Below are 19026 nucleotides of genomic sequence, written 5' to 3'. Positions count from 1 at the left end.
ATGCAGTCGGACGCAGATTCGCTGCGCTGGAAAACGCCGAGAAAGAGGCGAGACTAAGGCTCGGCGAGTTATCGCACTGGTTGTGCAGTGGCGCGGGCAAAAACGCACTTAGAAACGACAAACCCCCGGGCGATGCCTCGGGGGTCGTCAAATAGTGTCATCCAAAGCTGGACGAGCGTCAGGTGCTTAGAGCAAACCTTCGCGCTGTGCTTTCTTACGTGCCAGTTTACGGGCACGACGGATCGCTTCAGCCTTCTCGCGCGCTTTTTTCTCGGACGGTTTCTCGAAATGTTGCTTCAGCTTCATTTCACGGAACACGCCTTCGCGCTGCAGCTTTTTCTTCAGGGCACGAAGCGCCTGATCGACGTTGTTGTCGCGAACACTAACCTGCATGTGGTTGTCACCACCTTTCTAGATAGAGTTGCAAGGAAATTGCAGGAGTTGGCCGTATAGCAAAGCCGCTCTATCTTGTCTAGTACTGCGCCCAAGCACCGGAGACCCACCATGACCGTCACATATGAAGACACCAAGAAACAGCTGCTGGACGCGATCCTGATGCATGTCCCGTTCGATGGCTGGTCCGAGGCCAGCTTTCGCGCGGCCGTTGTCGATTGCGATCTGGATGACGGTCTGGCCCGTGCGATCTGCCCGCGCGGCGCGGTCGATCTGGCGCTGGCCTACCACGCGCGAGGCGATCAGGTCATGCTGGACAGAATCAAGTCCACTGACATGAGCGAGCTGAAGTTCCGCGAAAAAGTTGCCGCCGCCGTTCGGTTCCGGCTTGAAGCGGTCGAGGACAAGGAGCTGGTGCGCCGGGGCATGACCCTGTTTTCACTGCCCAACCACGCGGCTGACGGGGCCAAGGCGGTCTGGGGCACTTGCGATCTGATCTGGGATGCGCTGGGCGATACGTCGGATGATGTGAACTGGTATACCAAGCGCGCCACCCTATCGGGGGTCTATTCGTCGACGTTGCTGTTTTGGCTGGGGGATGATTCGCCGGATCACCAGAACAGTTGGGCGTTTCTGGATCGCCGGATCGAAAACGTGATGCAGTTCGAAAAGCTCAAGGCGCATGTGAACGGTAACCCCCTGCTCAAGCCCTTGCTGGCCGTTCCCAATTGGTTTGCAGCTCAGGTGAAACCACCGATGAAGATGCGGGCTGATTTGCCGGGGATGTTGAACCCGCGCAAGTAAGCATCTGGGCCTTTGCTTTTTGGCCTGCTAGGCATTGGGCAAAGGAGATTTGCCCATGACTTCGCCTGAGACCCAGACAATGCGTGCCGTCGAAATCACCGAACCCGGCGGCCCTGATGTCCTGCAACTGACCGAACGACCGATTCCCGAGCCGGCGGCCGGGCAGGTTGTTTTGAAAGTGGCCTATGCTGGCGTGAACCGACCGGACGCGTTGCAGCGCGCCGGGGCTTATGATCCGCCTCCCGGTGCAAGCGATCTGCCGGGGCTTGAGGCCTCGGGCGAAGTGGTTGCCCTAGGTGCGGGTGTTGAGGGGCTCTCGATCGGTGACAAAGTCTGCGCGCTGCTTCCGGGCGGCGGATATGCTGAATATGTCGCCACGCCCGCCGCGCATTGCCTGCCTGTCCCCGATGGCATGGACCTAAAGCAAGCAGCCTGCCTGCCCGAGACCTTTTTCACAGTCTGGTCGAATGTCTTCACACGCGGAGGCCTGAAAGCAGGTGAGCGGTTCCTTGTCCATGGTGGCTCAAGTGGTATTGGGACGACCGCGATCCAACTGGCGAACGCGTTTGGCGCGCGTGTCTTTGCGACGGCGGGCTCGGCTGAGAAATGTGAGGCCTGCCTCAGCTTGGGCGCCGAAAAAGCGATCAACTACCGGGATGAGGATTTTGTCGGGGTTGTGCGGGCCGAAGGGGGCGCGAACCTGATCCTCGATATGGTTGGCGGCGACTATATCCCGCGCAACGTAAAAGCGCTGGCCGAGGATGGACGTCTGGTTCAGATCGCCTTTTTGCAAGGACCCGTGGCCGAGTTGAACTTTGCCCTGATGATGGTGAAACGCCTAACGCTAACCGGCAGCACGCTGCGTCCGCAAAGCGATCTGGCCAAGGCAAAGATCGCTCAGGACCTGCACGAGGCCGTCTGGCCGCTTCTCTCTGCAGGCAAGGTCGCGCCGGTGATGCACAGCGAATTCCCTCTGGCCGAGGCTGCCGCGGCGCACGCGCTCATGGAAAGCTCGCAGCATATTGGCAAGATCGTTCTGAACGTCGCAGGCTAGACACCTTTTGGGTCACGCAACAGCGCGCCGGTAGAGGTGCCATGTTGCGTGGCCCAGAACGGGCATTACTATGATCAGCCCCAGCAGCATTGGGATCGCGCCCAGCACCAGCAGGGTCGCGACGATGAAACCCCAGCCCATGATGACGCCGGGATTGTGACGCAGCACGCGAACGGATGTCACAACGGCCACGGGCAGCCCTACCTTACGGTCCAGCAGAAGCGGGAAGCTGACAACGCTGACGGCCAGCGCAATCAGCGCGAAAAAGAACCCCGCAGCGGTACCAAAGATGACCATTGTCCACCCCGCACCTGTGGTCAGGACCTCGGTCGCAAATGCGCCCAGCGAGGCAGGCGGTTCAGGGCCGAGCGTCTGCGCATAGACGCTTTGAGCGACCATCAGCCAGACAAGCAGCAGCAGGACCAAGTAAAACCCGAGCGCCAGAATGGCCCCGAAGGAGGGCGATCGGAATACGCCGAACGCGTCTAGCCAATGAACCTCTCCGCCTTGTTCGCGCTTGCGGCTGATTTCATAAAGACCCACGGCCGCGATCGGGCCGATCAGGGCAAAGCCTGCGATAAGGGGGCCCAGCAACGGCACCAGATCCATGTTCATTGCAAAGCCGACCATCAACAGCCCGGCTATAGGGTAGATCAGCACGATAAAGATCGCATCCGCGCGGGTTTCCAGAAAGTCCGTGTATCCGGCCCTGAGGCAGTATTTCAGGTCGTCGAATGTGAGTGGCTGAACCATGGGCAGGTGGCGCACGTCCGAGCTGCCCAGGTGCGAGACGCTTTCCGAGACGTGATCGCTAGTTGCTCCAAGGCTTTGGGCCGCCCAGCTGATCGGATTACCGATAGTTTTTGCCATTTTGTTCCCTTCCTTGGCGAGTGGTGCGCCGCAGAATGGATCCGGCTGAGGGTTGCTCGTGGCCGGACCAGCCGGCAACGCCTGTGTGTAGTATAGCACGGTTTTGGAAATTCCCGAATTGCCGCCGCCGCATCACCCGGATTGTCTTGCCGCGCTGGCGTGTTAGCTTGGGCATAGGCAAGAGGAGGTCAGAATGCAGCAAACTGCGCGTACAGTCGTCATTGAGGAATTCGGCGGACCCGAGGTCCTACAGATCAAGGACCAGCCTTTGGGCGATCCCGGCCCCGGCGAAGTTCGCATTCGCCACGAGGCGTGCGGGTTGAACTTCATTGATGTCTATCAACGAACGGGCCTCTACCCCCTTGAATTGCCGCATGCTTTGGGCATGGAGGCCGCAGGTGTGATCGAGGCGGTCGGCGAAGGCGTGACGCATTTGCAGCCGGGCCAACGCGCAGCTTATGCCAGCGCCCCGTCCGGCGCTTATTGCGAGGCGCGGGTGATGCCCGCGGCGCAGGTATGCCCGCTACCGGATGGCATTCCTTCGGAGATTGCCGCCGGGATGATGTTGAAAGGTCTGACAGTCGAATATCTTTTCCATCGAACCACCCCATTGAAACGTGGCGACACGGTTCTGTTTCACGCGGCTGCAGGCGGTGTCGGCCTGATCGCCTGCCAATGGGCGAAATCTGAGGGCATCAAGCTGATCGGAACCGCAGGAACGGATGAGAAATGCAGCCTAGCGCAATTCAACGGTGCGGCCCATTGCATCAACTACCGGACCGAGAACTTCGCCGAACGCGTGGCCGAACTGACCGGCGGCAAAGGTGTCGATGTGGTCATGGATTCCGTTGGGGCCGATACGTTTGACGGCTCATTGGACTGCCTGAAGCCTTTGGGGATGATGATATCCTTCGGCAATGCATCCGGGCCGGTGCCGCCGGTTAATATCGGCATTCTCGGGCAGAAAGGCTCGCTCAAGATCACCCGCCCGACCCTGTTTACGCATATTGCCGATCATGCGGTTTGTCAGGCGATGGCGCGGCGGTTGTTTGGCAAGGTTCAAGGCGGCGAGGTCAAGATCCATATCGACCAACGCTTCCCTCTGGATCAGATTGCCGAAGCGCACCGCGCGCTAGAGGCGCGGCAAACCACCGGCAGCACAATTCTGGACTTGTAAACGCAAAGACCCGGCGCAGGACGCCGGGTCTGCTCCAGCACAAAACCGGAAAAATCAGAAGCGGTAGGCCGCTCGGATCTGCAGTGTTGTGGCGTCAACATCCACGCTGGACGAGTTGAAGTTGTCAAACTCGTGATAAAGCAACTCGCCTGCGATGCTGACATTAGGGGCCACGATCTGCTCATAGCCTGCGCCGATGAACCAGCCGTCGTCGCTGCCCAGATTGTCGGTGCCAGCATCCGCATAGCCGCCAACGCCGTATAGAAGACCCTGAGGGTTTACCTTGTAGCCAGCGCGCACTTTGATCCGCCATACCTCCTCGACAGTTGCGGGGCCGAGATCGATATTGGTCCAGTCATAATCAAAGCCGCCGCCCACGACCCAGTCGCCCAGATCGTAGTCATATCCAAGGATGATACCGCCAATCGCGCCATCGCCATCGACGCCGGAGACGCTGGTGTCCACGTCGATATAGCCCAATTGCAGACCGCCGTAGAACCCCGTCCAGCTGCCCGAGGATTGGGCCATCGCTGCCCCTGCCGCCAGGGTGGACGCCGCTGTCACAATTGCCAATCTGCCTATCATTTCTTGATCCTTTCATTCCAAATAACCGCGCGCCAATTTGTAAATCTGGCTACGCATATCCATACTCAAATACGGCCCTGCCTCAGGACCGGATCATCGTTCGTGGCATATTCCGTACTAGGTCTTGGATCGTTAAGGCCGTTTGGACCTGTGTCCGCCCGATAGACCCGGGCTTGTCTCAATAAGATAGTTAGCGTTTTCAAAGCTTCAAATAAAATGCGGCGGCAGATCACTCTGCCGCCGACGCGTGCCTTCAATTTCAGCGGATTATTGCTGCAGTTCAGCCGGGCTTTTGTCTGCGATGGTTTCCCAGTTGGTGCTGGCTTGCTCGATGAAGCCCGGGATGTCGCCTTCCCAACGTTCCTGGATGTCTTGCGACAGGTTCAGGTACAGTTTGTTGTCAACGATTTTCCAGTGGTTCGGGTCACCGTCGAATTTGAAGCCCATGGCCGCGCCGAAGGCGCAGTAGCCGCCATATGCGGGCAGGTAGGCCTCGGGGTTAGCTTCAAAAGCCACTTTGTTTTCTTCTGACGAGAAGCGGTACAGCGCGTCGTTGTGCAGGGTGGTGATGCGGTAGTCGCCTTTGGTTGCTTCGCCAGCGGTGAAATAGGCAACCGGGTCATAGCCTTGCATCGCGAGGCCGGTCGAGCTTGCGTTGAGTTCAACACCAGCGGCCAAGGTCGAAGTGGCCAGAGCAACAGACAGGGCAACGCCGCCGATCAGAGATTTTAACGTGTTCATAGCTTCACCTTTCGTGAAAGGGCCGCGCGACCTCGCCTGAATTGCGATTTGCGGACCCGGGATTTTATCTTGTGAGACCGGTAATTGGCCGCCACGGAATGCAGATGGGAGGCGGGTTGATCACGTTCAAAACAATGAATTGTGATTGTGCCAAGACACAGAGGTGCTGTGCAAAAATGCGAAATATCAATCAGATATCCGGGGTCATCGCCAACACGAAATCCACCACTTTGCTTGCGGGCATTTCACAGGGACGCAGCAACGCACCGCTGTTTCGCGTCTGATAGAGGTTCAGGCTGATATAGTCCGTCCCGCCCATTTCGTACGCGACAAGCTTATGGGATTTGCCCCCCGCCAAAGCCTGACGAGACACTACATAGCGCTTGGCGTCTGCTCGGCCAGTGAACGTACCGATGGGCAGGGCGAAAAGTGCCGACAGAAAATCCTCTGGCGGGGTCACGATTTCCCGATTTTCGGCTCGGTCCGGGATTTGATGCGTGCCACGTTGTCCTTATGACGCCAGTAGATCAGGAAGGTCAGGGCAATTCCGAGGATGAATGTCTTTCCGTCTGTCAGAGTGATGATCCAGGTGGTCGACAAGGCCGCTGCGGCCAGTGCTCCGGCCGATGACATGCGCCAGATCGCGACGGAGACCAGCCAGGTCAGACAGCACGCAACGCCGACGCGCCAGTCCAAAGCAAGCCAGAGGCCGATGAAGGTTGCAACGCCCTTGCCGCCTTTGAAGGCCAGCCAAACAGGCAGGCAGTGGCCAAGAAAAGCCATAAGGGCGGCAATCTGCGCCGCGTCCTCACCTGCATAGGCGCGGGCCAACAGGACTGCCAGCGCCCCTTTTCCGCCATCCAGCAGCAGCGTCAGCGCGGCGGCGGGTTTGCTGCCGGTGCGCAGAACATTGGTTGCGCCGATATTACCTGATCCGATCTGCCGCAGGTTGCCCAGTCCCATGACACGCGCGATGATCAGGCCGAAAGGGATCGATCCGATCAGGTATCCCAAGGCCGCCCACAGGGCGAGTACATTCATTGAGCTGTCGAATTCGGGCATCAGGTTCTCCGGTACACGTCTTTGCCGGCCACATAGGTCGCAAGGACCTTACCTTGCATGCGCTGACCGTCAAACGGTGTGTTCTGAGATTTCGAATTCAGGGCAAACCGGTCCAGCACAAAGGGCACATCTGGGTCGAACAGAACCAGATCGGCAGGCGCACCCTGCGCCAGACGCCCGCTGTCCAGCCCCAACCGTTTCGCGGGGTTGAGCGCCATGGCCCGGAACAGGGTCGGCAGGTCCAATTGCCCCGCATGAAACAGGCGCAGGGCCGCGGGCAGGAAGGTTTCCAACGCGACCGCGCCCGAGGCGGCCTCTTCAAACGGCAGGCGTTTGCTTTCTTCGTCCTGTGGCGTGTGCATCGAACTGATGATGTCGATCAGGCCGGTGCGCACCGCTTCGATCACGGCTTGCCGGTCATCCTCGGACCGCAGGGGCGGCTTGACCTTGAAAAAGGTGCGATAGTCGGCCACGTCCAACTCATTCAGTGTCAGATGGTGGATCGAGGTCCCGGCGGTGATGTCCAGCCCGTTGCGCTTGGCGCGCTCCAACGCGGGCAGGGCACGGGCGGTGGTTATCTGGTCGGCGTGATAGGCGGCTCCGGTCATCTCCAGAAGGGCAATGTCGCGGTCCAGCCCCATCCGTTCCGCCATGGGCGAGACAGCAGGCAACCCGCGCAGAGCGGCAAACTTGCCACTGGTGGCGGCGGCCCCTTTGCTCAGCCCCGGTTCCTGAGGGTGCGCGATGACGAGCGCGCCGCAGGATTTGGCATAGGTCAGCGCGCGAGAGAATACCTTGGTGTTTGTGATGACGTGATCGCAATCGGTGAAGGCGACCGCGCCCGCATCCTGCAGAAATCCGATCTCGGTCATCTCACGCCCTTCGCGCCCTTTGGTGAGGGCGGCCATCGGCAGGACGTTGACAGGCGCATCCGCTTGCGCCCGCCTTGTGGCGAATTCCAGCGTTTCGGGCGTGTCGACGGCGGGCAGCGTATCGGGTCGGGTGACGATGGTGGTCACCCCACCCGCCGCAGCTGCCAGACCGGCGGATTTGTAGCTTTCCTTGTGCCGTTCACCCGGTTCACACACCTTGACGCCGATATCGACAATACCAGGGGCGAGGCATTTGCCGTTGCAGTCGATGACGTCACCGTTGATGGCAGGGGCGTCTCCATCGCCCAGCGTCACAATGCGCCCGTTTTCGGCGTGTAGCCAGCCCAGACTGTCCGTGCCGGTTTCCGGGTTGATCAAGCGAGCATTGGTGAAAACGACAGAAGTCATGCTGAGGCCTCTCGGGCTTGGTTCAGAGCCGCCAAAGCGGCATCAGGGTCGGACAGGTATTCGAAGACAAGAAACAGGCGGCGTGAAAACACCACGTTCTGACCGCTGCGATGGTAGTTCAACGCGTGGTCGATCGGGACGTGTTTGGGCTTGAAGATCTTGCTGATCCACCATGCGTTGCGGGTGGTCACCACATAGACACGACTCCTGCGCAGCAGGCGGTCGTACCACATAAGGAACACGACGAAACCCGTGGACCCGATCAGTTTCCAATAATCGCGCAGGGTGTCGGCGAACCACGGGCTGGCCAGCCATGCCAGAACGAGGCTCAGGATCAGAAGCCGGTAAGCCCATCCCACATGAGGCGGGAAATACCCCTGATGCGGTTGCCCGGTCCAGAGGACCTCTTCGCCCTCAGGGATATGGGGTCGCCACCACCCGTCGCTCATCCCGCGGCCCTTTCGATAGCGGCCTTGGTGGCGGCGGGGTTCGCCTGATATTTGATGAGGTGCTTGTCGCCGCCTCGAGTCACAACCTGAACAAAGCTGCCCATCGTATTGACGGCTTCGATCTGGTTCAGCGCGACGACCCGAGGGCCGGGGCCGGTGAGGGAGGTGTCAGACAATTCCCACGTATTGTTCAGCTCTTCCGAGGCCAGATACCAGGCGCGAAAACCGATAGCGGCCAACCCGGCGGGCGCGCCGGTCCAGACATAGGGGTTGCCGATCAGCCACAGCACCAGCATCGCACCCGCCATCGCAATAGCGGCGAGGGTCAGGTTGGTCTGGATATAGGCGCGTTTGTCCGGTGTGAAGGTTACAGGATCAGCCATAGGGCACCTCCGATAACGAGCAGGGCGACTATCGCCATTAGGGCTGATCCGACACGGCGAGGGGCATCATTGTCGATGGGCGCCTGCGGGGCCGAGAAAGGCTTGGCGCTTTCCGTTTCAATCGCACCGCCGGTCCAGTTCGTGGCCTCTTCGATGAACAGACCCAGAAAATGCAGGCGTGGATCAGGGTTCAGCTGCGCTGCGCGCCCGCCAAAGGCCGCGCTGCGCACGACCATGACCCAGCCCTCGACGGCTTCAAGCATGTTGCGATCCAGTTGATTTTCGGACACACCGCCGCCCTCGTGCAGGTATCCATAAAGCCCAAGGTCTTCGAGGTCGGAGACTGGGAAGATATCGATTTGATCGGGGTCCAGACCACCGACACCCAGTATCTGATCGGCCGCACCGGGCTCGCGCAGGAACTTCGCCTCTTCCGGGCGCATGTCCAGCGCGAACAGGCGGATCACGCCGTGTTCATGGGGAGCGACGGTCAGATCGCTCATGCGACCTCGCGCAGGTTGCGGGCCAGAAGCTCCATCGCGGCCATGCGGACGGCGACGCCCATTTCGACCTGCTCCTGAATGACCGAGCGATTTATGTCATCGGCCAGCGTGCCGTCGATCTCAACCCCGCGGTTCATCGGTCCGGGGTGCATGACGATGGCATCTGGCTTGGCCTGCGCCAGTTTGGCGGCATCCAAACCGTAGCGGTGATAATATTCGCGTTCTGAAGGGATGAAGCCGCCGTCCATCCGTTCTTTCTGAAGGCGCAGCATCATCACCACGTCGACGTCTTTGAGGCCCTCGTTCATGTCGTCATATATTTCGGCCCCGAACTCGGCAAATTGCGAGGGGACGAGCGTGGGCGGGCCGATCAGGCGGATGCGGTTCTCCATCTTGCCCAGCAGGATCAGGTTCGACCGCGCCACGCGGGAATGCGCAACGTCGCCGCAGATCGCGATGTTCAGGCGATGCAAGCGGCCCTTGGCTCGGCGGATGGTCAGAGCGTCCAGCAAGGCCTGTGTCGGGTGTTCGTGCCGCCCGTCCCCTGCGTTCAGAACCGCGCAATTCACCTTCTGTGCCAGCAGGTCCACGGCCCCGGAATGTGGATGCCGCACCACCAGCAGGTCAGGATGCATCGCATTCAGTGTCATTGCCGTATCGATCAGTGTCTCGCCCTTTTTGATCGAGCTGGCCTGCATCGCCATATTCATCACATCTGCGCCCAACCGCTTGCCCGCCAGTTCGAAACTGGCCTGTGTGCGGGTCGAATTCTCGAAGAACATGTTGATCTGCGTCAGCCCCGACAGAACGTCCGAATGCTTGGTCGATTGCCGGTTCAGGTCGACGTATTTTTCGGCCAGATCCAGAATGGCTGTGATATCGGATTGCGACAGATGCTCGATGCCAAGAAGGTGACGATGGGCAATACGCATGGCGGGCTCCTGTCTGACAATCGGACCGCTTATAGAAAGCCACGCGGGCAGAGGCAACCTAAAGCGTTTCGGGTTTTATCTGAATCATTCTGCGACACGAATGTGCCCCCGAACGCCGCAGGCGTGGCAGGGTATTCGTGTCTCAAGTTAAACCCGAAACGCTCTATGGTTCCGACCCTTCGGGCAGTTTCTCGCAACCACCTTCGGGCAGGCATTGCTCGCCGGGTTTACACCACTTGCCATAGCCACAGTCGATGGCCTTGATCGGAACGCATCCCTGATGTTCTGAGCATTTGAAGCCGGGGCGGCATTGCGATCCGGTTTCCTCGCACAAGAACCATCCGGGGCGAGTACACCCACCACCCGGCAGGCACGACGACCCGCGCGCGCAGGTCAGGCCGTCATCGCATATCTGCGGCGGGTCAAGGGCCTCAGGCGCGCTGGGGTTGAAATCTGGTATGGTTTTTTCACATTGGCCGCGCGCACTGCAAAAGCTGCCTGAGGGGCAATCCAGACTTGAGGTGCAGGCGTTTGCCCCAGCAGGCGCACAGCGCGTGCCACCCGCGACGCAGCGCTCGAACGCGCCACAGCTGCGCCCGCCGCCGCAATAGGTTCCGCCCAAGGGAATGCAGTGGCCGTCAAAGCTGCACCTCTGTCCACCCGAGCAGCAGCGGCTGCCGCAGGCAAACTGACCCGCCCGGCATTGATCCGCCCCGCCAAGCAACTGGGCCGAGGCGGTCTCGCCGCCGAAGGCAAGCACCAGACAAATCGGAAGGAATCGCAGAAAGGACAGCATGACGCTCGCATGGTCGGTCTGTCCCGGTGCCGAGGCAAGGTCTATTCGCTTTCCCTCAGGCAAAAGCTGGTTAGATTGATGGGCATGGAATCGGGCTTGGACTATCATACTGCAAAGGCGCTGCTGGAATGGCAGATCGAACTGGGCGCGACCGAGGCGATCGGAGACGCGCCGATTGATCGCTATGCCTTGCCGGATACGACGCCCAAGGCGAAGAAGCCCGCAACCCCGCAAGCCGCGCCGGAAAAACCCAAACAGGTCGATCCGGTTGCGATTGCCAAAGCTGCCGCCCAAGGTGCCGGATCCCTCGACCAGTTGCGCGCTGTGATGGAGGCGTTCGATCATTGTGAGCTGAAGCGCGGCGCGCGCCAGTTGGTCTTTGCCGATGGTACGCCGGGTGCGCGGGTGATGATCATTGGCGAGGCTCCGGGTCGGGATGAGGATCGCGAAGGCAAACCCTTTGTTGGTCGGGCCGGGCAGCTGCTGGACCGTATGCTGGCGGCGATTGACCTGGACCGCGTTAGGGATGTCTACATCACCAATGTTCTGCCCTGGCGCCCTCCGCAGAACCGCGATCCCAAACCCGAAGAGATCGGCATGATGAAGCCGTTTCTGGAACGTCACGTGGCGCTCGCCAAACCCGAGGTGCTGGTGGTGATGGGCAATATCAGCTGTCAGGCGGTTTTGGGCAAACGCGGCATCACACGCTTGCGCGGGAACTGGGATCAGGCGCTGGACCTGCCCGTCATCCCGATGTTCCACCCCGCCTACCTACTGCGACAACCGCAGATGAAAAGACAGGCTTGGGCGGATCTGCTTGAGCTGAAAGCGCGACTGGGGGCCGGGTGATGCGTATCCTGGCGTTTTCGGATCTTCACATGGCACGCAACCGTGCGGCCGATCTGGTGGCGGCCAGCGCCGATGCGGATTTGGTGATCGGGGCCGGAGACTATTGCAACATGCGGCAGGGCCTCGATGAAGCGATGCAGATGCTTTCTGGCATAGCGGCACCGCTGGTTCTAATCCCCGGCAATGCCGAAAGCGCGGCTGAGTTGACGGACGCGGCCCCTGAGGGGGTCCATGTGTTGCACGGAACCGGGATGACGGTCGACGGGTTGCGCTTGTTTGGCTTGGGCTACGGCGTGCCAGTCACGCCGTTTGGCGACTGGTCCTGTGACCTGAGCGAGGCCGAAGCTGCAGAGATGCTGGACCGTTGCGATGGGACGGATGTGCTGGTTGTTCACTCTCCGCCCAAAGGGTTTGGCGATACTACGTCGCAAGGGATGTCCGTCGGATCGGTCGCCGTGCGCGATGCGGTGGAACGCCTGCAACCGGAACTGGTCTTTTGTGGGCATATCCACGATAGCTGGGGCTATCGCGGGTCATTGGGTCGTTCAGAAATCGCCAATCTTGGCCCCAGACCAAATTGGTTTGAGGTTGCGATATGATCGAAACCGTTACTCTGCTTGCCTTTATCCCCGCCGCGATGGTGCTGAATTTCACACCCGGTGCGGATATGATGTTCTGCTTTGGGCAGGGCCTGAAATCCGGACCCCGACCGGCGCTTGTGGCAAGTGCCGGGATATCGCTGGGACTGATGGTGCATGTCCTGCTGGCCGGGCTCGGCCTTGGAGCCTTGGTCAACTCAATGCCATGGCTGTTTGATGTCATCCGCTGGCTGGGTGTTGCTTATTTACTTTATCTGGCGTGGGGCGCGATCCGCAACGGAGCGGTCTCGACCGAAGGGCCAACAAGGCCGACGCGCATGGCGTTTCGGGATGGGATGGTGGTGAACCTGACCAACCCCAAGATCATTCTGTTCGTTCTGGCCTTTATCCCTCAATTTGTTGATCCTGCGGCGGGCCCGATCCTTGGGCAATTCCTGATCTTTGGCGCGATCATCGCATTGGGTGGTTTTGTCGTGAACGGGTTGGTTGGCGTGTTCGCAGGCGGCACAGGCCGGTTGCTGATCGGAAACCCGCGCGCCTCACGCATCATGGGATGGGTAACAGGCGGGATTTTCACCGCGTTGGCGCTGCGGCTTGCTATCATGGAAAGGGCCTGACACCTGATGTCACGTATCGACGAAACGATCGACTTCATCCCTATACGTATCGCGGTTCTGACCGTCTCGGACACGCGCTCGGTTGATGAGGATCGTTCGGGCCAGACACTGGTTGACCGCATCGAAAAGGCGGGGCATGTGGTTGCGGATCGCAAGATTATCCGGGATGAACGCGCCCAGATCGCCGATCAGCTGCGCGCCTGGGTGGCGGATGCGGGGATCGACGTGGTGATCTCGACCGGTGGCACCGGGCTGACCGGGCGGGACGTGACGGTCGAGGCGCATCGCGACGTCTATGAAAAAGAGATTGACGCTTTCGGGACCGTTTTCACAATCGTCTCGATGGAGAAAATCGGTACTTCGGCAGTGCAGTCGCGCGCAACAGGTGGCGTGGCAGGCGGCACTTATCTGTTTGCACTTCCGGGCAGCCCCGGGGCCTGCAAGGACGCTTGGGACGGTATCCTCGAGAAACAGCTCGATTATCGCCACCGGCCCTGCAATTTCGTGGAAATAATGCCTAGATTGGACGAACATCTGCGACGGAAGTAGACTGGTCGCACGTTCAACACCTTATAACCGCTTTGTGGCTTGGCATATTTCGTGCCTCCGCTACATTTTTCGCAGGGCAGCCCAATTGCAACCGGGATGAATAATAGATGCGTTTTTTAAGGCAGAGTCTGGTCGGTGTGTTTCTGGCGTCGCTAACGTTGGCCTTGCTGTTTGTCGCAATTCAGATCGTCACGGGCGCTGTGCAAGAGGTTCTGATCCGCGAGAATGAGCAACCCAAAGCGCGCGAGCGGGTCTTTGCGGTGACCGTCCGTCCGGCTGTATTCGAAACCGTCACGCCCAATCTCGAAGCCTTCGGCGAGGTGCAAAGCCGCCGCCGTCTGGAGTTGCGCGCGGCACTGGGCGGCCGCGTGATCGCATTGGCTGATGATTTCGTGGATGGCGGCACAGTCACCACAGGTGAGGTTTTGGTCGAGCTTGATCCGGCGGATGCACAATCGGCGCTTGATCGTGCGAAATCGGACGTATTGGATGCGCAGTTCGAAGAACGCGACGCTGAACGGTCATTGTTGCTGGCGCAGGATGAATTGAAATCAGCCGAGGCGCAAGCCGAACTGCGTGAAAGAGCCCTGCAGCGCCAGCGAGATCTTGAATCCCGCGGCGTGGGGGCACCCGCCAGTGTGGAAGAGGCCGAATTGATCGCCGCCGCCGCACAACAATCGGTTCTGGCGCGTCGCATTGCCCTTGCGCAGGCGGAATCGCGGGTGGATCAGGCTACAACCCTGCTGGCCCGCGCGCGGATCGCGCAGGAAGCGGCAGAGCGTGACTTGGAGGACATGACCATCCGCGCAAGGTTCGGAGGGACGCTGACAGATGTCACGTTGGTTGAAGGGCGTTTGGTTTCAGCAAACGAGAAGCTGGCCGAACTGGTGGACCCCAACGCATTGGAGGTGGCCTTCCGCGTTTCAACCGCGCAATTCGTGCGTTTGCTGGACAAAGACGGAGCGCTGATCAACGCCCCCTTCACCATCTCGCTTGAGGTCACGGGGGCCGACCTGACCGCGAGGGGCCGGATCAGCCGTGACAGCGGCTCGGCTGGTGAGGGGCAAACCGGGCGTCTGATCTATGCCCGGCTCGACGATGCCTCGGGGTTCAAGCCCGGCGACTTCGTGACCGTGACGGTGCAGGAACAGCCCTTGGAACAGGTCGCACGCCTTCCGTCTTCGGTTCTGGACGCAGCTGGAACCGTTCTGGTTTTGGGTGCGGATGATCGTCTGGAAGTCCTGCCTGTGCAACTGATCCGCCGTCAGGGCGATGAGGTTCTGCTGCGCGGAGAAGGGCTGGAAGGGCGCGAGGTCGTGATAGGCCGCACACCTCTGCTAGGGTCCGGGGTTCGCGTGCGCCCCCTGCGTCCCGAGGCCAGTGCCGATCCTGATCTGGTCGAATTGACTGATGCGAAACGGGCCGAACTGATCACTCATGTCGAGGCTAGAGAGGATATGCCTGAGGCCGAGAAAACACGCATGCTCGGCCAGTTGGAAGAGGCGAAGGTTCCGGTCTCTCTGGTGCGTCGCATTGAAAACCTGGCCGGGGGCTAAGCGCCATGATGCGCGACATCCCTAGCGCTGCCGGTGGTATCCTGAGCTATTTCACCCGGCACAGAACCGTGGCCAACCTGTTGTTGCTGGTGATGCTGGTATTGGGCGCGGCGGCCATCCCGAATATGCGGGCGCAGTTCTTTCCGGATGTGGTTCTGGAACGGGTGGACGTGAACGTCGAATGGGAAGGGGCTGGCCCCGAAGATGTGGACAATGGCATTGTCCAACTGCTCGAACCTGAATTGCTGGCGGTCGAAGGCGTGGCAAGCACCACGGCGACCTCTCGCGAAGGCTCTGCCAGTATCCGGCTGGAGTTTGAGCCGAATTGGGACATGTCCCGCGCGGTGGAAGAGGTGCGCACCGCCGTCGACAGCGTCACCAATCTGCCCGAAGATGCCGAAGAACCTACGATCCGGCGTGGGGCGTGGCGCGATCGGGTGACAGATGTGGTCGTCACCGGCCCGGTTGATCCGGACCAACTGGCCAAGTTTACCGATGAGCTGATCAACCGCCTGTTTGCCGCTGGCGTGACCCGCACCACGATCCGCGGTCTCGCCGCCCCGCGTGTGGTCGTTGAGGTGCCGACCGCGCAGCTGATTGCCAATGATGTGGCTTTGGCCGACATCGCCTCGGCCATTTCGGCTGAGGTCAATGCTAGCCCAGCGGGAGACGTGACGGGCGCCAACGCGCGCATCCGGACCGGCGCAGAAAAGCGCACGCCGGAAGAGATCGAGACCATCGCTCTGCGGACATTTGCGGACGGCTCGAAACTGTTTGTTGGTGATGTGGCGCAGATCCGGGTGGAAGGGGTCAATCGCAACCGCAGCTATTTTGTCGGCGACAACCCGGCCATGTCGGTACGGGTGGACCGGTCCAATCTGGGGGATGCAATCGCGATCCAGCACACGGTCGAGGATGTGGTGACCGAGATGCAGGCCAGCCTACCCGAAGGTGTCTCGGTCGAGATGATCCGTACCCGCGCGCAGGCCATTACCGACCGTCTGGATATTCTGATCGACAATGGGCTGGTTGGCCTTGGCCTTGTCGTGTGTCTGCTGTTCCTGTTCCTGAACGCGCGCATTGCTTTCTGGGTTGCTGCGGGTATTCCGGTTGCGATGTCGGCGGCGATTGCGCTGATGTATATCGGTGGCCTGTCGCTGAACATGGTGTCTCTGTTCGGTTTGATCATCACGCTTGGGATCGTGGTGGATGACGCCATCGTTGTCGGCGAACACGCCGATTTCCGCGCCCGCCGTCTGGGAGAGCCGCCCATCGTGGCCGCCGAACGCGCCGCCCGCCGGATGGCCATGCCGGTTTTTGCCGCCACGATCACCACCGTGATCGCTTTTTTCGGTCTGACCCTTGTGGGTGGCCGGTTCGGAGAGTTGATCCGTGATATCCCCTTTACAGTGATCGCGGTGCTTGCGGCCTCACTCATCGAATGCTTCCTTATCCTGCCGAACCACATGTCCCACGCTATTGCGCATTCCGCAAAGGAACATTGGTATGACCTGCCCAACCGGGTGATGAACCGGGGCTTCCGCTGGGTGCGGGACACCCTGTTTCGCCCACTGATCGCTTGGGTCATCTGGGCACGCTATGTCGTGGTTGCACTGATGCTGGTGATCCTGGCGACTCAGGCTGCCCTGTTCATTCGCGGCGATGTGAACTGGCGGTTTTTCAACGCGCCTGAGCGTGGCTCGGTCACCGGCAATTTTATCATGGCCGAAGGCGCGACGCGTGCTGACACGATCGCCATGATGCGCGAATTGCAGCGCGCCACCGAAGAGCTGGGTCAGATCTACGAGGACCGCCAAGGGCGCAATCCTCTGGAATATGTTTTGGCCGAAGTTGGCGGCAGCGCAGGGTTCGGTCTGTCCGCCGCTGAGGGCAAAGATGAAGATCTTTTGGGCGGTATCTCGATCGAGCTGATCGATGCCGACCTACGCTCCTATTCCAGCTTCGAATTTGTTGGTGAGCTTCAGGATTTCGTCCCCCGCCATCCCAAGGTTGAGCTGCTGAGCTTCCGTGGCTGGCGCTCGGGTCCCGGAGGGGACGCGATTGACGTGCAGTTTTACGGCGCGGATGTGGACACGCTGAAAGCCGCCTCCGAGGATTTGCAGACCGAACTGTCAAAATACCCAGAAGTCTCGGCGCTTGAGGACAATCTGGCCTATGACAAAGAGGAGTACATCCTCGACCTGACAGCACAGGGTCAGGCGCTGGGCTTCCGCATCGAAACGCTGGGCCGCGTGTTGCGCAACCGGTTGAACGGGATTGAGGCCGCGACCTTCCCTGATGGCCCCCGCAGCGCTGAAATCCGAGTGGAACTACCCGAGGGCGAGCTGACCGCAGATTTCCTGGAACGCACCCTGATGCGCACGCCGGACGGGGTCTATGTACCGCTGGCCGACATCGTCTCGGTCGAGCGTAAATCAGGCTTTTCGACCGTCCGGCGCGAGAACGGGTTGCGGGTGATTTCGGTGAATGGCGACATCTCCGAGGATGATCCCGCCCGCGCTGCCGAAATCGGGCGCGCAATGAACGAAGAGATTCTGCCGCGCATTTCAGGCGAATATCAGGTCGACTGGCGTATGGCGGGTCTGAGCGAACAAGAGGACGAGTTCCTGTCCGAGGCGCGCACCGGTCTGATCCTGTGCCTAACCGGCATTTATCTTGTTCTGGCCTGGGTGTTCGCCAGCTGGTCGCGACCTCTGGTGGTGATGTCGATCATTCCGTTCGGATTGGTGGGCGCGATCTGGGGGCACTATATCTGGGACGTGCCGCTGAGCATGTTCACTGTTGTCGGGATTCTGGGCATGACTGGCATTATCGTCAACGACTCGATTGTGCTAGTGACCACCATTGATGGCTACCAGCAGGAGAGGGGGTTGGTGCCCTCAATCATCGAAGGTACAGCCGACCGTTTGCGCCCCGTAATGCTGACCACGCTGACGACGGTGCTGGGTCTGACGCCGCTTCTGTATGAGGGTTCGCAACAGGCACAGTTCCTCAAGCCAACGGTGATCACGCTGGTTTATGGGCTGGGTTTTGGAATGGTGCTGGTGCTAGTGCTTGTACCCGCGCTTTTGGCAATCCTGAACGATTTCGCGCGCCCAATGACTGCGATGCGTCGGGCCATCTATGCGCGGGACCGCGTGGTACAGGCCGCACTGGCTGCGACGGCTTTGGCGCTGCTGCTCTGGTTCGGAGTGACGCTGGTCTGGCCAATGGTCTCGGGTGCGCCTGTTGACCCATTGGACGGTCTTTACGGAGGCGCGGAGGCGCCAGAGATTATACGCATGGGGCTCGGTGCGTTTGTGGCTGGCGCCATCCCCATCGTGATCCTGAGCGTGCTGTTTTCCGGGATGTTCTATACCCGGTTCAAAAACCGGGTCGGGGCCTAACGCTCCTTTAGCGCAAGCTGCAACAGGCTGGCCACACGGTTGCTCATCGGCAGTTCGCCTTTGAGTATCTGTTCGATGGGAAACCATTGCGCGCCCAGCGCGTCATCGCCTGCCAAAGGTGTGCCCGATTGGTACCGACAGGCCACGCCGACCAGCAAATAGTGCGACAGGACCTGCCCATCCGCATCCCGCCGCAAGAGGTCCAGATTGTCCAGATAGTGCAGCGGTTCAGCCGCGACCGATGTTTCCTCAAGCAATTCCCGTTCGGCGGCCTGAAGGACGGTCTCACCCCATTCCACATGGCCGCCGGGAAACCCCCACAAGCCTCGATCCGGTTCCTTGCTGCGTTGCACCAACAGAACGTTTTCCTGATGCAGGACAACGGCCAGCGCACCGATCTTGGGGGATTGCGTCATAGGG

The 19026-nt window shown here is 60.2% G+C and carries 22 protein-coding genes; 9 read left to right on the top strand and 13 right to left on the bottom strand.

What is annotated here, in order from left to right; translation table 11 throughout:
* Positions 1-186: 186 nt before the first annotated feature.
* Positions 187-393, bottom strand: coding sequence for a 30S ribosomal protein S21 (rpsU, locus tag ACR3FB_RS14980; RefSeq protein WP_005614280.1), 207 nt, complete (start codon positions 391-393; stop codon positions 187-189).
* Between the two features lie 111 nt (positions 394-504).
* On the opposite strand from rpsU, the gene ACR3FB_RS14975 reads away from it, so the two are divergent.
* Both ACR3FB_RS14975 and ACR3FB_RS14970 read left to right on the top strand, forming a co-directional pair.
* Complete coding sequence (locus tag ACR3FB_RS14975) at positions 505-1197, top strand: COQ9 family protein (RefSeq protein ID WP_480566031.1); 693 nt, start codon at positions 505-507, stop codon at positions 1195-1197.
* Between the two features lie 55 nt (positions 1198-1252).
* Entirely contained in the window at positions 1253-2251 is a 999-nt protein-coding gene (locus ACR3FB_RS14970; protein WP_480566029.1) for an NAD(P)H-quinone oxidoreductase, read from the top strand.
* Positions 2252-2263: 12 nt separating this feature from the next.
* Here ACR3FB_RS14970 and ACR3FB_RS14965 read toward each other — a convergent pair whose 3' ends face one another.
* Positions 2264-3121, bottom strand: a complete 858-nt coding sequence (locus tag ACR3FB_RS14965) for a DUF2189 domain-containing protein (protein WP_480566027.1) — start codon at positions 3119-3121, stop codon at positions 2264-2266.
* Positions 3122-3314: 193 nt separating this feature from the next.
* Between ACR3FB_RS14965 and ACR3FB_RS14960 the strand changes: the two genes are divergently transcribed.
* On the top strand, positions 3315-4298 hold the full coding sequence (locus ACR3FB_RS14960) for a quinone oxidoreductase family protein (RefSeq protein ID WP_425084361.1): 984 nt from the start codon (positions 3315-3317) through the stop codon (positions 4296-4298).
* Between the two features lie 54 nt (positions 4299-4352).
* On the opposite strand, the gene ACR3FB_RS14955 is transcribed toward ACR3FB_RS14960, so the two are convergent.
* From ACR3FB_RS14955 to ACR3FB_RS14910, 10 genes are all read right to left on the bottom strand, one after another.
* Entirely contained in the window at positions 4353-4883 is a 531-nt protein-coding gene (locus tag ACR3FB_RS14955; RefSeq protein WP_425084360.1) for an outer membrane protein, read from the bottom strand.
* Positions 4884-5150: 267 nt separating this feature from the next.
* Complete coding sequence (locus ACR3FB_RS14950) at positions 5151-5624, bottom strand: YHS domain-containing (seleno)protein (protein ID WP_480566025.1); 474 nt, start codon at positions 5622-5624, stop codon at positions 5151-5153.
* Positions 5625-5814: 190 nt separating this feature from the next.
* Positions 5815-6084 (bottom strand): hypothetical protein, encoded by a 270-nt coding sequence (locus ACR3FB_RS14945; RefSeq protein ID WP_480566023.1) that lies wholly within the window; start codon positions 6082-6084, stop codon positions 5815-5817.
* Positions 6081-6686, bottom strand: coding sequence for a glycerol-3-phosphate 1-O-acyltransferase PlsY (plsY, locus tag ACR3FB_RS14940; RefSeq protein ID WP_425084358.1), 606 nt, complete (start codon positions 6684-6686; stop codon positions 6081-6083). The genes ACR3FB_RS14945 and plsY overlap by 4 nt, the downstream gene beginning before the upstream one ends.
* On the bottom strand, positions 6686-7966 hold the full coding sequence (gene pyrC, locus ACR3FB_RS14935) for a dihydroorotase (protein WP_480566021.1): 1281 nt from the start codon (positions 7964-7966) through the stop codon (positions 6686-6688). The genes plsY and pyrC overlap by 1 nt, the downstream gene beginning before the upstream one ends.
* Positions 7963-8415 carry a hypothetical protein gene (locus ACR3FB_RS14930; protein WP_480566019.1) on the bottom strand — a complete coding sequence of 151 codons (453 nt, stop codon included), beginning with the start codon at positions 8413-8415 and terminating at the stop codon, positions 7963-7965. The genes pyrC and ACR3FB_RS14930 overlap by 4 nt, the downstream gene beginning before the upstream one ends.
* Positions 8412-8798, bottom strand: a complete 387-nt coding sequence (locus ACR3FB_RS14925; protein ID WP_480566017.1) for a hypothetical protein — start codon at positions 8796-8798, stop codon at positions 8412-8414. Before ACR3FB_RS14925 ends, ACR3FB_RS14930 begins: the two co-directional genes overlap by 4 nt.
* On the bottom strand, positions 8783-9301 hold the full coding sequence (locus tag ACR3FB_RS14920) for a hypothetical protein (protein ID WP_480566015.1): 519 nt from the start codon (positions 9299-9301) through the stop codon (positions 8783-8785). The genes ACR3FB_RS14925 and ACR3FB_RS14920 overlap by 16 nt, the downstream gene beginning before the upstream one ends.
* On the bottom strand, positions 9298-10233 hold the full coding sequence (locus tag ACR3FB_RS14915; protein ID WP_480566013.1) for an aspartate carbamoyltransferase catalytic subunit: 936 nt from the start codon (positions 10231-10233) through the stop codon (positions 9298-9300). The genes ACR3FB_RS14920 and ACR3FB_RS14915 overlap by 4 nt, the downstream gene beginning before the upstream one ends.
* Before the next feature lie 163 nt (positions 10234-10396).
* Positions 10397-10855, bottom strand: a complete 459-nt coding sequence (locus ACR3FB_RS14910; protein ID WP_480566011.1) for a scavenger receptor class F, member 2 — start codon at positions 10853-10855, stop codon at positions 10397-10399.
* 258 nt (positions 10856-11113) lie between these two features.
* Between ACR3FB_RS14910 and ACR3FB_RS14905 the strand changes: the two genes are divergently transcribed.
* From ACR3FB_RS14905 to ACR3FB_RS14880, 6 genes are all read left to right on the top strand, one after another.
* Entirely contained in the window at positions 11114-11878 is a 765-nt protein-coding gene (locus ACR3FB_RS14905) for a uracil-DNA glycosylase (RefSeq protein WP_480566497.1), read from the top strand.
* Positions 11878-12477, top strand: coding sequence for a metallophosphoesterase family protein (locus ACR3FB_RS14900; protein ID WP_480566009.1), 600 nt, complete (start codon positions 11878-11880; stop codon positions 12475-12477). Before ACR3FB_RS14905 ends, ACR3FB_RS14900 begins: the two co-directional genes overlap by 1 nt.
* Complete coding sequence (locus ACR3FB_RS14895; protein WP_425084352.1) at positions 12474-13094, top strand: LysE family translocator; 621 nt, start codon at positions 12474-12476, stop codon at positions 13092-13094. Before ACR3FB_RS14900 ends, ACR3FB_RS14895 begins: the two co-directional genes overlap by 4 nt.
* Positions 13095-13100: 6 nt before the next feature.
* Positions 13101-13643, top strand: a complete 543-nt coding sequence (gene moaB, locus ACR3FB_RS14890; RefSeq protein WP_425084351.1) for a molybdenum cofactor biosynthesis protein B — start codon at positions 13101-13103, stop codon at positions 13641-13643.
* A gap of 107 nt (positions 13644-13750) precedes the next feature.
* The gene (locus ACR3FB_RS14885; protein WP_425084350.1) at positions 13751-15199 is read left to right on the top strand and encodes an efflux RND transporter periplasmic adaptor subunit; all 1449 of its coding nucleotides are present in this window, start codon (positions 13751-13753) and stop codon (positions 15197-15199) included.
* 5 nt (positions 15200-15204) lie between these two features.
* Entirely contained in the window at positions 15205-18606 is a 3402-nt protein-coding gene (locus ACR3FB_RS14880; protein ID WP_480566007.1) for an efflux RND transporter permease subunit, read from the top strand.
* Here ACR3FB_RS14880 and ACR3FB_RS14875 read toward each other — a convergent pair.
* Positions 18603-19022: an NUDIX hydrolase gene (locus ACR3FB_RS14875; RefSeq protein ID WP_480566005.1), complete on the bottom strand. Its 420-nt coding sequence runs from the start codon at positions 19020-19022 to the stop codon at positions 18603-18605. The genes ACR3FB_RS14880 and ACR3FB_RS14875 overlap by 4 nt on opposite strands.
* Positions 19023-19026 lie beyond the last annotated feature (4 nt).

Source organism: Ruegeria sp. AO1 (assembly GCF_056535985.1).
This window is presented reverse-complemented; position numbering and strand designations above follow the sequence as displayed.